The organism is Candidatus Kapaibacterium sp., assembly GCA_023957315.1.
GTDB lineage: Bacteria > Bacteroidota > Ignavibacteria > Kapaibacteriales > UBA2268 > PGYU01.
Map to the genome: position 1 here is coordinate 226,452 of JAMLHE010000005.1, position 16,327 is coordinate 242,778.

Consider the following 16,327-nt stretch of genomic DNA (forward strand, 5'->3'; position numbering starts at 1 on the left):
ATAACACCCCCTAACCCCCTCTTAAAAGAGGGGGAAATGGGAGTAATTAAAATTATTCGCCGACTTCGATTACGCCTTCGTTGTTGATTGTACCTTGGTTAGCAATTTGGAATGTACCAAATCCGGGAGTACCGGCACCAAGTGAGTTAATCAACCAAAGACCGTTGAAATCAGTTTTGTTTGCTGAACCTTTAGCAATTGCATAAGGGAACGCTGCAGTAGGAGCATTTGTATTGTTGTTCAAGAATGATGAACCACCGTCAAATGAAGTATGGAAAATGTAGGAAGCAGTGTTATCTTCGTTACCAATAATAATCGAAGCATTTGCATAAGCGTCAGCAATAGTAATCGTTCTTGCTGCTGCATTTGTACCATAATGGTCAGATTCTGCTAATGTGTTGTTAGCTGCTACACCATCAGTACCGCCCGGAGTTCCAATAAATGGACCATCTATACCAACATAAACTGCGTGTCTGATTTCAGTATCGTCAAGTGATGAAGGTTGCGTACCTTCGTCCCAAGTGTTCGGGTTTGTCCAACGACCATCGTCAACAGTGTAGAAAGTTGTAGGTCCGGCGCGAAGAATCACGTCGTTGCCACTTGCAAATCTGTCAAGGTCGTTAGGTAATGCCGTATTAGCTGCTCTTGCGATACCTGCTAACGAAATTTGACCTAAGTCAGCACCGGCAGCAGCAGTTCTGTTATAAACTTGACCTGTACCGATTTTTTCATCGTCGCCTCCTGCATTACCTTCATGGAATCTGATTGATGCTTGTGTATTTGGTGCATCCCATAATGGGGCTCCGGGACCTTCACTAAACAAATAACCAACAGCTAACTCCATGTCGAAATCAGCGGCAGCATTATGAGTAAGATTGACACTTCTGTTCACGTCAGTAGCAACAACCCATGCAGGCATTGTAGTACCTTGTCCGGGACGCATTTCGATTGTTGCTAAAGTTGGGTTATTAGCATCTGCATCTAAATCAATTGTAGTATTTCTGTTGTTGAATACATATGAAGCTGCTGTTGCATCCATTGTACGAGCCATAGAACCTACAACTTCTTCATTTCCTGTTCCACCGCCGTAAGTAGCAGTACCGGCAACGGCTAACATAGTAAGAGTACCAGTGTTAGTGAACATATCGAAATTGCCGCCTGTAAGAGCAAAGTTATTACATAGGAATATGTCATTTGCATAATTTGCAGCAATATCACCGCGTTTCGCACCATTGGTCAAAACCAAGTTACCATAAGAGTTGGTAGTCAATGTCGGCATTACTAATTGTGGGTTTTGTGTACCATCATAAGTAACTGTTGACAAACAAGCAAATAACAAGTTAAGACCATTACCGCTATTGATGATATCACCAGTGATAGTTAAGTTCGTGCTGGCAGCAAAATCTAAGAATGAATCGTCGCCACCAAGAGTCAAAGTAGAAGCGCTACCTACAGTAACTTCGCCTGCGCCTGTAGCTGCAGAAATCGTACCTGAATTTACATCAACATCAGCATTGAAATCAACTGCACCTGTACCAACAATCAATTCAGCGGCTACGTCGTTGAATTCAACTTCGCCATCTAAAGTAGAAGTACCTGTACCTGTATATAATTGACCAACTATTGCTAATGTTGTACCGGCATCAGAATCAACATTTAAAGCAGTACCAACGTCATCAGTACCAAGTATAGTCTTAGTTCCGCCACCGGAAAGAGCTAAGATATTGTAGTCAGTACCACTTGCACCGGTTGTTTCGGGAAAGAGATTTTGTGGGTCTGAACCGCCGTAAGTGAATGTACCGGCATATGTTCTGTCACCACCTGTTGCATAGTAAGGGTAGATGGCTAAATTATCATAACCCGGTAAAAATGTAGCACAAGCTCCACCCATTACGAATACTCCATCTTCTACGTTTTTAGTAGAAGTGCCGGAAGTATAAAGTAAAGAATAGTACAAACCTTGAACAGTTTGGTTAGAACCGTTTCCTGCCCAATCAACAACACCGGGAATAACGCTTCCGGCAGTTTCACCAAGGTTAGCACCACCAGTATTTTCAAATTTGCTCCCATTTCCTTTCATGCGGACTACTGCACCGCAAGTAGCATTGTAATCAGCAGAAGCTCCGTCACTGACGAAGTCCTGGGCTGTAGCATCGCTGATAGCGAAGAAACATATAAAACATACAGCAATGGCTGATGTTTTGAGTAAAAGTTTAAAATTCATATAAACTCCAATAAAAATAAGAAAAAAAGTAGATTTCAATATAAAAAATAATTCTCGTAGTAATTCAAATTTAACTATTTCAACAAATACCAAATTAAGTACAATTACTTAATTAACATATAATATACATTATAATTTACAATTATAACTATAAAACACAATATATTTCTAATAAATCTTATGCCAAATTATTGCCCTAAGTGAATAATACCTTGATTTACGATAGTTGCACTATTAATTACGTTACCCAATATATACAAACCATCGGCTTGTAAGTTATTCAGAGTTGATGAATTACGAACACTGATGTTCCCTCTGACCAATAATTGACCATTAACTGTCTTATCTCCCGGGTTGCTCACAAAAACGCCACCCAGCCCACCAGTGTATAACACTACATCTTGAATCAAATTTAATGGCAAATCACTAATGGTTTGAGCAGTTCCGTTGAAATCAATCCAACTGTCAACCGGCAAATTGTACGACAAATAGTTGTTCAAAGCCGTTTCGAGAGAATTTGTCCCACCAACGCGCAAAATTGTATTGCTTTCCTGCCAATAGCGAGAATTTCCTGCCGAATTAGCGATATTTGCCTGTAAATCCAAAATTCCCAAAATAATTGAAAGTGAATCACGGGTAATCACATCATCAGTTAAAGTTACGACATTAAGTCCCGCTGCCCCGGAATTAATCACAGTCAAACTTCGGACGCTATCAGGTAAACCATTCCCTGTAACTTGATTAATTGCAGCTTGGTAGTAGAATTTTCCATTTTTGCTAAACGAGCGAGCAATAACGGATTGGACACTTCCTAGTGGATTGCCGAGACTTGTAATGCCATCAGGAGAACCGATATATAATGAAGAGAAATTCTCCATAGTGAAATGGTCTGCAGAAATGATATTATTTCCGGTAACCAAAGTTCCAGTATTTGAAATACTTGTGCCGAGAGCTATGCCGCTTTCAAATCCGGGCAATATCGGGTCGTTGATGTCAAGATTGACCACATGATTTCCAACCCCTGCATTTCCACCACCGATGATTGCCGAATCTTGGAGCATATTTGGGAAAATTCCTGCTCCTGATATTGGTCCGGCATGTGCGGGATTATATGTCCAAGTGTTTTCGTCGGTCCAATTGCCTGTTTGGCGGCTATAGAATATGCGACGGAAATAATCTACACTGCCTGTAGTCCAATCGCCTGTGAATTCGTTATAATCATAACCCGCATCAGTTTGGAAGAAGTTACCGGCAATATTAATTGTCGGCGGATTGAACGGGAATGCCCAAACCCCCGGAATGCGTTCACGAGTGGGGCGCCATCTGCCAATACGGACGAAATCAGATTCATTATTATAAACATCGTCGTCAACATAGTTGAAAGTCCATTGACCATTGATTTGAGCACTAACGCTATCAATTGTCCAATATCGTTCGATGAAAGATGAATATGGGCTGCCTGACGAGCCACGATGTGCCTCTAATGGCAATACTCCGGGTGATGTTCTGACACCGATTCTTCCGGCAGTACCTATACCACCGACAAAAACTGCCGGAGCATAGTAGGTATCCGAACCAACGGGGTAAGTATATGTCAACGATGGATTAATAGCTCTTATCAAAAAGCCACTTTCGATACTTGTTCGGACAAATCTATTAGCTCCAAAATTCAGAATTGATGTCAAAGCCGGATTCTGTATCGTTAGGTGGACACTATCATTCAAGGAGAAAAATGTATTAGGATTTGCAAAATTCAATTGATTGGCAATATAAACATGAGTCCGAGTAGGATTGTTCAGAACAGGACGATGCACAATTACATCACCACCAAGAATATTGACGTTGTTGAAATTGATACCCGAATTATTCCGAATTACTATATACTTATCATTTAATCCGCCAAAATTGACCGATGAACTTGTAGGTGTTAATTTTCCATCATTGACAACAGAGTCAACTGCAGCTACACCATACAAAGTTAAATTTCTATTACCGGCATTGAATGTACCTTGCCTAATCAAAAGCGTATCTTGTACTCTGACAACTGGTCCACCGGGGACAGACATAAACACAGTTTTGTTTACGGCGCCCGGATTGTCAATAATTATTGATTTGACCGAATCAGGAATGCCTGTTCCGGTATTTTGCGAACCAAAAGAGCTGTTGTAATGATAACGACTAACACCGAAATTACGAATATTAGTTTGCACAGCCCCCGAGAAACCGTTTACAGAAGGCGTAATGCCATTCAAGTGCATCAAGCCAATCGTACAACTATCTTCGAGTATAAAGCTTGTTCCTCGAATGTAATTAAAGGAGCCGACTATATAAAGCGAACCCGGAAGTCCGTCATAACGTTCAACAATGACAGAGCGGACGGTATCTTGGTATCCATCGGGCAGAGTAACAGTTTTGCCATATCCGATTCGTACAATATCCGTTGCTTCATTTGGAGTACGAGTTGCAGGTGTCAAAGTAGTGTATCCGCTCATAGACCAAGTATTAATATCATTCCAACTGCCATCGTTATAGCTCCAGAAAGTAATACCGGAAGGCTCGCCGAGGGCAAAATCACCAAACGTTGTATTATTAATTGATTTAGAACTCGTATCTGTTTTAGCTGATGTAAACAAATCAGACCATACACCTGCTGAAGGAGGATACGGCGGATTGTATAGATATTGCTCGTAGAATAGTGGGTCGCCACCGTTTATATCCTGTGGATTCAAGAAGAACAAAGTAGCATTGAAAGTTCTGGCGCCTAAATCAAAAGCACCACTGGTATTAATATTCCAATATTTCTGAACATTGGTAGAAGTATTGAATGCTGAACTTGCCGTATCGGGATGAGCGTATTCGTAAGCTCTGACGCCTACAAGCCCGACAGTCCCACCTGCACCGACAGTTTCAAAAATTACCGGACGATAACTATCTAAAGTATCAGCCCCGACGGGGAACAATACTTCGGCATTTCCGGTGGCAAGCTCACGATACAGCCTGCCAAAGACGTGACCCTTGCCAACTCTGAAAACTTGCGGATTACTTCCAACCATAGGGCTTAGCTCGACAAATCTGTTTGTAGCCGAAGCATCTATAAATGATTGGTTGGTGGTTGAAAATTCGAGCGAGTTCCGAACCACTAAATCTGAATTTCCAACTGCAGATAATAACACATTACCTGAAGCTTTTATTAATCTAATGTTATAAATTTCAAGTGGCGACGATTGCGATAGCAAAGTTTGGTCAGCCGTTCCGTTTAACGAAATCAACCAAGCGTCCGAAGTTGGTCCCGGAGGAACTCCAACGAAATTACCATAGTTACTTAAATTACCCGCAAGATTTACCGTGCTGCCATTGAGATTGAATGAATGATTATCGTCAATAGTCCAATCATTTTTAATCGTAAAGTTTACTTCGTTAATTTGTGTAGATACAGCATTTAGCGGATTATTGGCAAATAATAGATTATAAACAGGCATAGTACCGGACAATTTCACGATTGTATTATTCGGAGTTAGAGCGGTATCACCCGACTGAATCATACCACCTATCATACCTGTACCGTTTTGAGCACTGACCCTGTAATCTGCTACAGAAGTCGTTGTGCCTCCGGCGTTGGCAATTACAATTCTGCCATCAGACATGGAGAAAGATGAATTGGAATTGCTTATATCAAAACCGATATTTGTAGATGTATTGCCGACAGTATTGACAAAAAATTCATTGCTTCCTGCAAGATTGAAATCAATTTCGGATGTAGTCAAATCTCTCGCAAAAGCTCCGGCAACTCTGACAGTGCCAAAGTTTTGGTCGAAAATAGTACCTGTCCTATAAAGGAAATGTTCGTTCGGACTATCACCGACCCACAAATCGCCATTGTCAAGTACAATTGTTGTTGACGAGTTTGAAGTCACAGTTGAACGAGTGCGGATTGAGCCGTTAGAAATGTGAATCCCCGTGTTGTTACCCATATTGATGGGGTTTCCATCGGTAGAAATATACAAATCAGTTGGGAAATTGTGCGATAGAACTCCGGAATTTAAACCAATACTATAATTTGCAGTTGTATCACTTGCAATGGCAAAATTTGGAGAAGAAATAAATAAGGAATCAAGCAATCCCCCATCCTTTTCAAGGATAATATCGCCGAGTCTGCCCCAATTTCCTGTACCTGAAATCAATGAATTCTCATCGCCAACAAATTTAATTGTTGTAGAATTATCATTGTCGTTCCGCAGAGAAACGCTTGCAGTCGAATTGTTTTTGATGCTGCCGGTGATTTGGATAGTATCTCTTCTGCCGCCGACAGGTGTAGTTCCCGTAATCATACCATCTTCGTCAAGGAACATCTCCCTCATTTCCAAAATTTTCTCGGCAGGCGAATCGCTAAATTGCAATATACCTTGACCCGGATTGGGGTTTGAGCCTCCAACCCTCAATGAATCAATTGAAATATGAAGCGAATCACGGAAAGCAATTAAATGACCATCAATATTTACTGTATCGTTATTGTATAACATTCCCGGGAAATATGATGCAGCAGGACCGTTATGTTTGAGTGCTTGTTCGTTCGACCAGCTCAATTTGTTATTCCAATTACCATTAATACGGCTATAAAAAATTCTGCCATTGAAATAAATTAGTGGTTCGCCGGCAGTCCAATCACCATCCAAGGTGTCAACATTTGTGACAATAATTTTGTTGTTAATTGAATCAACGTACGGATTGTTTCCAAGGTTAATTTCCCACATTCCACGGCGACGCCCGGGCAAATAAATAGATTCATTTCCGACGACTTCAACTTGGTTGTAGGAAAAGTTTAAACTATCAGCAGTTACATTTGTAACCTCGTTGGTAGAAATCGTCCAATAATGAAATAATGAGCTATCCATCAAACGCAATGGGTGCCTGTCATCAACTTGCTTAACGGTTATCGAAGCATTAGCTCCGTAATTGGCAGTAGCTTGTATAAATGCAGGATTGAAAAGAGGCTCAACTCCAATCGGGAAATTGAAATTTCTCAACACTCCAGTACCACTTGTGAATCTTTTGGTGATAGTGCCGGAAGTTGCAGAGCCTGTTGTAGCCAACATTCTATCTGCATCAAAAGTTCCTGCACCCGGAGTAACAGTTGCAGTTTGGTTTATGGTAAGATTGATATTATCGGCAATATGGAAATGATTTGCAGAATCTAAAATAAGCGAATTTGAAATAATTGCATTTTGTTCCAGATTTATATCCGCACCATTTTTGCGAGAGTTCAAAATATTAAATGTTGTAATTGCACTGCCACGAATTTCGCTATCGTCAGCACCTCTGAAAATGAGTGAGCCTGTACCTGCGGCAAATCCATTTGTAGTGTCATTGATGAAATCACCAAGTAGCGTGATGTTTCGCGTACCATTAAGGTGTTGACCGGACACAATCTTCAATGAATCTACAATGCTGAAATCTTTTTCAGGTGCAACTGTGCTATTTGGTTGCTTGGAATGAACCGAATATGAAGCAACCCAATCAGGCAAACCATTGCCGGATACTTGAGCAACAGTTGTAGCAGGGTTAATTATTTTTATAGTATAATCTTCAAATTCACCTGTACCTGTGCTTGTAGCATTAAAATCAGAATTTGTTTCCCGCATCCCCACTCTCATAAAAGTTGAGCTATTTCCTGTGCCAATTGGAACTGTAAAATTAGTTGAAACTAATGTTGTGTCGTTTGAATTTTGGCTCATTATCATCTCAGGTGCCGAATTTGCATAAGAACCGTCGTAATTATAATCAATCCATGCACGGAATCTTCGGTTAGTGCTGACGTTGCTTGGATTAATTTGCAAAGTATAAGTTTGTCCGGCAACTAATACAGCGGGATGTTCGGGATAGATATTAACACAACCCGAAGACCTCAAAAGCGAATTACCTGAAAAGTTATCTATAATAACATTTGCAGAAGCATCTAATATTCTCACTCTTTCGATAAAATGAGTAGTGCCGTTTCTATTTGCAAAAGCCACAGCTTGCAAATTATTCATGTGATTGCCGACAGCACTATAAACAATATTAATACTATCCAAAACGCTCGGGTAAGTATATTGACCAAGCAGATTACCGCTTTTTGTTCCACTCGTAGCAATACCATATTGAGAACCAACAGTAAGTTTAGAGCCTGCCTTAGCTTCGAAATTATTAAACCTGAGCACAAATGCGTCAAAATCCAAAGCACCAGTTGCTTCAACGTTGACAGAAGGACCTGCCCAAGCATTTAAAATACTAATTGAAGAAAGTCTGTTCGTCCCAATATTTGTATTGAGCTTGATACTACGGTTATTACCAATATAAACGTTATCATACTGGCGATGTGGAAATCCACGCACTCCCGGGTCAGGGTCTGTAGCTGCTTCGTTAATAGCACTAAGGTATGATACCGTTGACCAATTATTGGGGTCCGTCCAATCACCATCATTTATGCTATAGAAAATGTAAAAATTAATCAATCCTGCTTGATTACCTACAACGAAGTCACCGAGCAAAATATCAGAACCTATTGATTCAGAATTCCCAAATGCGAGATTTACGCTATTGGCTTGGGTGTAACCAATACCGCCTGCATTTGCTCCGGTATAAGCAAACTGTGGGGTGTTTGACAAATCACGCGTATCAGTACATGCAAATGGCTGACCATCATTGGCGCCACCATTACTAGCATACATAGCCTGCCAATCAACCGAATTAGTCCATTCGCGAATGAAAGCCATTTCGGTACACGCATAATCATCAACATTTGTATCATCGCCGGGTACTGCATATGAAGCACGGACATTATAATTTCTTGTGCCGCGAGCAAAAGTGGAACCGCTTGGTAGAGTAAATCTCCAATATTTAGGTCCAATCACACGGGCAGGAGAAATTGATGGATTGTACATATTCAAATGATAAGGGTGCATACCCAATTCGACTTTTGCCCCCAAATAACCTGCAGCACTTCCGGAACCGGAAGCAAAATCAATGTAAAATGGCGAATAAATAGCAGTATCCCCAATTTCAAATTCTACTGCCGGTGCATCACCGGATGGAATATATCGCCTCATTTCACCATTTACCCAACCGCGACTATTTCCGGCATTGGAAACCGTTGCTCCTGAATTTATTTGCACATAAGCACTCGGTCTTTGACGAGCATCAAGTAAGGTTTTGTTTGCTGAAATTGCTGTAAAATTTAAATTGTTCAGAATGTTTAATGCAGTATTGTCCCACAATAATACACTACCCGTATTCTCAACCTTGGATAGTACCAAGTTATAGAATTCTAATGGTGAAGCGGACAAGTTTGTAATCGTATCGCCACCGGCTCCTGTAAAAGTTACAGTCCGTGTACCGGGATTAAATGTTGTACCATCGTCTCTTCGGATGTTTCCATGAATGGTTAAATCGAAATTTGAACCGAAAGTGAAAGTTCCGGCGTCAAGATATAGGCTGTCCCGTACAACAATACTCTTAGCCGGCGATGCACTAATAGTCAGAGCATTGCTTGATTTGTCAATTACTATTGAAGCGACTGTATCGGGCAAATTATTTACAACTTGGGTTTGAGTATTCCCGCCATAATATATGAAATGGGAACGCCCATGATTGCCAAAATTATACTCCCTTACGCTGGTTCTGATGTTGCCCAAAGCACCTGTCAAACGAAGCCCATCTGCTTCAGCACTACCTACAATACCGTCTTTTGCGATTTTGAAAGCACCCGAACCTTGGATTAAATTAGTTCCCAAAAGCGCCTTGCCACTCGAATCAACTCGAACGAACGCCTGCTCATTTCCGGTACTGTCAACATTAACGTTCAAATTAAGCGTAATCGTATTGCCGTTTCCGATGTTTGCAATGTAGTGGTTTGATATTTCGCCCGGATAGGAAGCCGATGCAGAGCCACCATAAGATTGGGTTGACCAATTCGATGGCAAATCCCAATTGCCGTTAGCTCTCGTGAAATATTCAACTAAAACGGGTTCGCCGACAATGAAAGTACCAAAAGCTTTCAACTTGCTAATTTTCGTAGAATTAGAAAGTCTCTCGGACATTACCGGATATGTAGTAAAAGTATATGGACGTACCCAAGAGGAGCCCGTATAATACAAAATGTCAAAATTTGCAGTATCGGCATTATTTCGGATGTCACCATTTGGTGATGCCCCTGGAATAAAAGTAATATCTAAACTGAATTCTCTATCGGTACCCAATACAAAAGCACCGCCTGTCGGTTTGTTTATGTAAAATTGACGTGCAACGTGTTTATCAGGTTTGATAAGACTGTTTGCAGGAGTCAATCCGGTTGGAGTAGCATCAGTCCAAGCAATCGGAGACGTTGCAGTTGTTACTGTGTCACTGTAAACGCCCATCAACCCTGAAACTCCACCGGTTCCGGTAAAATCTAATTCTACCGGAGTGTAGCTTGTATTATAACCAACTTCGTATATTTTATTTTGAGCCCCTATCCCAACAACCTTACGCAGTTCTCCGTCTATGAATCCGCTTCCGGGTCGTGTCAGAGTGCCGAGAACAGTCACAAAACGATAATCTGTACCGATATGAGGTCGCAAATTTCCATTTTGGAGTATCAAATTATTATTGACAATGATTCCATTGCCAACAGCGCCAACAGTTTGGGAATTAACTCCTGCGTTGTTGTTTATTGTCAGATTATAAAAATTCTGGTCGCCAATCGTTTTTGAAATCGTTTGCAAAGAATTGTTGTTGAAATGAACATCGGAATTATCATAAATAAAAGTTCCTTTATCATTCAACCAATTTCCGTACAGTGAAAGGTGAAAATTGCCTAATTTAAAATTAGCGGCGCTATCAATTCGCAAATTCCCTTGGACTTTAATATCATCTAAAGGAGCAACAATACCCGCACCTGCAAAAACAATATTATTGAACGGATTATCACTTGTATCGCGTGAAGTAATATTATTAGTATTAAGATTTACAGTTGACCTAAAGATTAGCGTACCGGAACCGGGTATAAATGTACTCCCGTTTTGATTTGACCAATCTCCTTGCACTTCAAGATTGAAATTATTTGCATCGAATTCTACGTTGTGATTCAATGTAATATCATTCAAAACCTTGAACGTAGGCGAGCCGATAGCTGATAATTGTTTTGTTCCGGCGCTATCAAGGATTAGATTGTAATATTGGAGATTGACAGTTGTATCAGCCGGTGATGCCGGGCGAGTAGGGATAGTTTGAGTCCCGCCGTTCTTGTTAAATCTTACTGTCGAACCGTCAGTCAAAAAAGCATAGGAATTACTTGCAAAATTCAAATTCGAAATATCTAAACTATTCCTAATAATCATTTGCCCCGAATTAGGGAACGTTACATTACCACTGCGAGTATCGCCGGCAATTTTCAAATCAAAGTATTGCTGCACACCCGGCGTAGTAGTTGTGGTTGGAATTGTAGTGTTTCCTGTACCATCAAAACTTACCCTTCCAACTGTAAACGAAGGTGAAACATAGTTTGTTGGGAAGGTGGAACGAATCACAATTTCACCGCCATCCATACGGAACAGTCTGCCTGATGTATTGCCGTTTATAGTTGTGGAAGCTAAATCAAGCGTTCCATCATTAATAATCAAAGAATCAGTAATCGCAAAATTCTTACTTAGCTCAAGAGTGTCACCTGCGGCTTTATTTACCACTATTGACCGAACTGTAGTTGGAATGCCTGTTCCGGTAAATTGCTTGCCTGAACCAACAAATTCGTAAACAGCATTTTGGCTGAAAACTCGTGTAGAAGTTTGGAATTGCCCTGAATTTGTGGGATTTGCAAAGACACCTTCACTATGACCAATTCCGATAGTCGTATTGAGTTCTATAACAACAGAATCGCCAACAATTTCATAGTCACCATTAATAAAGAGTTTACCCGGGTCGCGTCCCTCGGTGCCATTTTCCAATGATAATGTACCAACAGGAGCAACAGCAGAATCAATATTTATAACATTATGTTGAATGCGAATTTTATCAGATTGCTTATTTGGTGCGGTAGTAGAAGCAACATCACCAAAGTAAACTTTAGACCAAGTATTTGGGTCGTGCCAATCTCCATCGGCTCGGCTGTAATAAGTTGCTTGTGCCACAACTACTTCACCAGCCACCCAATCACCGTCTATAGAATCGACTTTTTGAGAATAGAAAAATTTGTTGTTGAAATCTACAATATCGTTATCTGCACCTGGATTGATTTTCCAAAATCCAAATGGATTATTATAAGCCGGTGAGAAGTATAAAACTACATAACTACCTTCGTTGCCTTCAACTTCAGATGCATTATAATAGAATTGAACTGTAGTACCGTCATCATTCAAATCAATATCTTCAGTCTCGATATTCCAATACTTTGTTAATGATTTGTCCTCAATTTCAACCATTGGATGCTCTTGCGGAACAGGCTTGATAGCAATTCTGGGATTTGTGCTAAACGAGGCGCCACCAGTCAGAATGTTAATTTCAGCAGGTGTATAAACACCGGGAGTACCAACGGGAAACAAAACATCAACAGGTAAAGTTTGCGAACTTGGCAATTGTCTGACTAAATGCCCGCCTAAAAGTGGGTCGCCATCACTACCAATGTTGATTATACACCTAAGGCTGTCGAAAGAAGCCAAATCATAATCATTCATAGCATTAGCGTATATCTGAGCAGTCGGGGTGATGATGAGCTCGGAGTTTACCAAATGAACCGAACCCGAAAGCAATCTCAAATTGTCATTTATGCTCAAATTCGTATTGGGGTCAAGCGTGACGTTGTTAGTACCGCTTTTATTAACCACAATTCGGTCAATCGAATAGTTAGCTGCGCCACCGATAGAATCAAGTTCATTTTGGACGAAAGTCAGTAATCCATTGGTATTTTGAGTATATGTACCATAGTTGAAGAATCTGCCACTAATGAATAGGTCGGATTTTATACCGTTTTCATGAATAAGCGAAGCGCCGGATTCGATTGTGACGCCGCCATTTAGGGTAACAATTGCATTTTCTGACATGAAAACATTAGTACCACCTGTTTTGACAGTCATTATTTGTGAGTAAGAATAAGGACTAAATACAATACAACAAAACAAAATTGCAAGCAATTTTGAATATAAATTCCGAGTTATATTTATATTGTTTTTATTCATTATATGAACTAATAACCCACCAATTTGAACCATCAGAAACAATTCTCCGAGCGCCCTCTAATCTAATAAATTTATTAGCTGCACCATCTATAAGTTCACCTTCTTGGGGAATAAGATAAATTCTATCAGTAGATACTCCAACAACCCCTTTTTTAATATAAATAACTCTACCGGTATTAGAAGCAGCAGAAGGTAGATTAATATTTTTACTTCCACCGGTGAAAGAAGCAACAATTACTTGGTCGCTGGAACCAACATTATAATCATCCCTTCCTGTAAGATGAGTGACAGTAAGAGTATTAGAAGCTGAAACAGTTCCCCAACTGAGATTTCCACTTCCATCATTTTTCAAATAGCTATCCGCAGCACCTTGCGATACCGGTAAATTATAGCTTATATTAGCATTTTGCGTCCGAGCTTTGAAAGCCGTAAAGTTGTTCCCATCGGCTGTAGGCTCGTAAAATCTTAATTCAGATGCCGGTCCTGAACTTAAAAGCGAGACATTGCCTGTAACTTCTTGGTCATCGTTTAAAACAGCCCCAAAAGTAGTCCATGCAGAACCATTATAAAACTTAATATCGTTACTTGTGTTATCGAAATAAATAGTACCTTTCGTTGTAATGTTGGGAGCCGTTGCTTGAGGTTGCAAAATAAGTGCAATCGGGTCAATATTTCCATCAACGATTAAATCTTGAGTAATCCTCACGTCGCCGTCTATCAACACTTGAACCGTATCATGAGGGGCAGTTGCAGTATTGATACTCAATTTGCCGTTTGCGAATAAACGCATACGCTCAGTATTATTAGTGGCGAAAATCATGTCGGAAGACTCGAGTTGTCGTAATTCGGCTATTCCCGTACTACTTACTCCTATATCAAAGCCATCACTTGCAGTAGTACCGGTTGTAGTCCCTGCCGTAAATTTGTGGTAAGCCGCAGTTGCATCTCCCCCGTCTTGGTGCACTAATGCGGTTGGAGTGCTAATTCCAACACCAATATTAGTCCCATCATTGCTTAAATTGCTCGAAACAACCCAATCTGTACCATTATGTCTTAGGGTTTGCTTATCTGAGCCCGGTGGTAATGAACCTGATGGAGCATTTACCCAAATTGGTGCTGCTGCGCCACTTGTTTGCAAAAGTTGTCCTGAAATTCCGGGAGAAAGTTGCACCCAATCAGTACCATCATAATACATCATCGAACCTATTGTATTTCCGGTAATTTGAATTTTTGCGCCGTCAACAGCATTATCAATGATTTTTGCTGTTGTAATTGCATCATTGGCTATAGTCAAAACACCTGCGTTGCTAATTGTGGCATCGCCACTCATTGCAACTCCGGTGGCAACGTTTAAAGCATCACCTACAAAAATGTTTGTATTTGTCAGTGCATTTGTCATTTTTGCGTCAAGTTGAGTTTGGATATTGCTCGTTACGCCATTCAAAAATTGAAATTCGGTGTTGTCAATGCTGCCGTCTGCTAATTTTGTTGCGTCAATGCCTGTAGCAAGTTTAGCATTTGTGATTTGAGTGTTGCCGATTTTTGCTGTTGTGATTGCATCGTTACCAATTGTCAAAACACCTGCATTGCTGATTGTGGCATCGCCGCTCATAGCAACTCCGGTGGCAACGTTTGAAGCATCACCGACGAAAATGTTTGTATTTGTCAGTGCATTTGTCATTTTTGCGTCAAGTTGAGTTTGGATATTGCTCGTTACGCCATTCAAAAATTGAAATTCGGTGTTGTCAATGCTGCCGTCGGCTAATTTTGTTGCGTCAATGCCTGATGCAAGTTTGGCATTTGTGACTTGAAGGTTGCCGATTTTTGCCGTTGTGATTGCATCGTTACCAATTGTCAAAACACCTGCATTGCTGATTGTGGCATCGCCGCTCATAGCAACTCCTGTGGCTAAATTTGAGGCATTACCGACAAAGATATTAGTATTGAGCAATGTGCCGGAAACTTTTGAGTCAAGTTGAGTTTGAATGTTGCTTGTAACGCCATTCAAATATTGAAATTCGGTGTTGTCAACGCTGCCGTCGGCTAATTTTGTTGCATCAATTGCAGCTGCAAGTTTAGCATTTGTGACTTGGGTGTTGCCGATTTTTGCTGTTGTTATAGCATCATTGGCAATAGTCAAAACACCTGCATTGCTGATTGTGGCATCACCGCTCATAGCAACTCCTGTGGCTAAATTTGAGGCATTACCGACAAAGATATTAGTATTGAGCAATGTGCCGGAGACTTTTGAGTCAAGTTGAGTTTGAATGTTGCTTGTAACGCCATTCAAATATTGAAATTCAGTGTTGTCAACGCTACCGTCAGCAAGTTTAGTCGCATCAATTCCGGTAGCAAGTTTGGCATTTGTGACTTGGGTGTCACCTATTTTTGCTGTTGTAACTTGATTGTTGCCAATTTTTGCTGTTGTGATTGCATTGTTGTTAATTTTAGCTGTAGTTATTGCATTGTTAGCAATAGTCAAAACTCCCGCATTTGTGATTGTAGCGTCACCACTCAATACAACTCCGGTCGCAATGTTTGAGGCATTACCAACGAAAATACGAGAATTATCCAAAGAGATAATACCATTGGTTAATATTGGCACCCAAGTAGCACCTGTATAATATTCAAAACGATTATTTGTAGTATTGTAAATCATTAGCCCCGTTGCCGGAGTAGCAATTGCATCTCTATTTGCGGTCGTAAGTCTTGGTACTAGCAAGCCTTTATCTGTAGAGACAAGGTCAAGCAACGCAGTAACTTCAGGTGTCGTTGTACCTATACCTACATTTTCTTGAGATTGTGCACTTATATGAAAGGCTAATAACACAATCAAAATGATAAAATTTGTAGTTTTGTTTTTCATAATATTCAAACTTAATTTAACAACACCTAACATTTAGCAGAGCCTAAAAATACG

3 protein-coding genes are annotated in these 16,327 nt (G+C 40.4%); all 3 read right to left on the reverse strand.

What is annotated here, in order from left to right; all coding sequences use genetic code 11:
- Positions 1-52: 52 nt before the first annotated feature.
- Entirely contained in the window at positions 53-2,224 is a 2,172-nt protein-coding gene (locus M9949_07410; protein MCO5251234.1) for a hypothetical protein, read from the reverse strand.
- Between the two features lie 188 nt (positions 2,225-2,412).
- Positions 2,413-13,305: a GEVED domain-containing protein gene (locus tag M9949_07415; GenBank protein MCO5251235.1), complete on the reverse strand. Its 10,893-nt coding sequence runs from the start codon at positions 13,303-13,305 to the stop codon at positions 2,413-2,415.
- A 94-nt stretch (positions 13,306-13,399) separates the two neighbouring features.
- On the reverse strand, positions 13,400-16,273 hold the full coding sequence (locus M9949_07420; GenBank protein ID MCO5251236.1) for a hypothetical protein: 2,874 nt from the start codon (positions 16,271-16,273) through the stop codon (positions 13,400-13,402).
- Positions 16,274-16,327 lie beyond the last annotated feature (54 nt).

Bases quoted from the DNA above. Each gene is read 5' to 3' on its own strand.
- M9949_07410 (MCO5251234.1), bottom strand. From the start codon at position 2,224: ATGAATTTTAAACTTTTACTCAAAACATCAGCCATTGCTGTATGTTTT.
- M9949_07415 (MCO5251235.1), bottom strand. From the start codon at position 13,305: ATGACTGTCAAAACAGGTGGTACTAATGTTTTCATGTCAGAAAATGCA.
- M9949_07420 (MCO5251236.1), bottom strand. From the start codon at position 16,273: ATGAAAAACAAAACTACAAATTTTATCATTTTGATTGTGTTATTAGCC.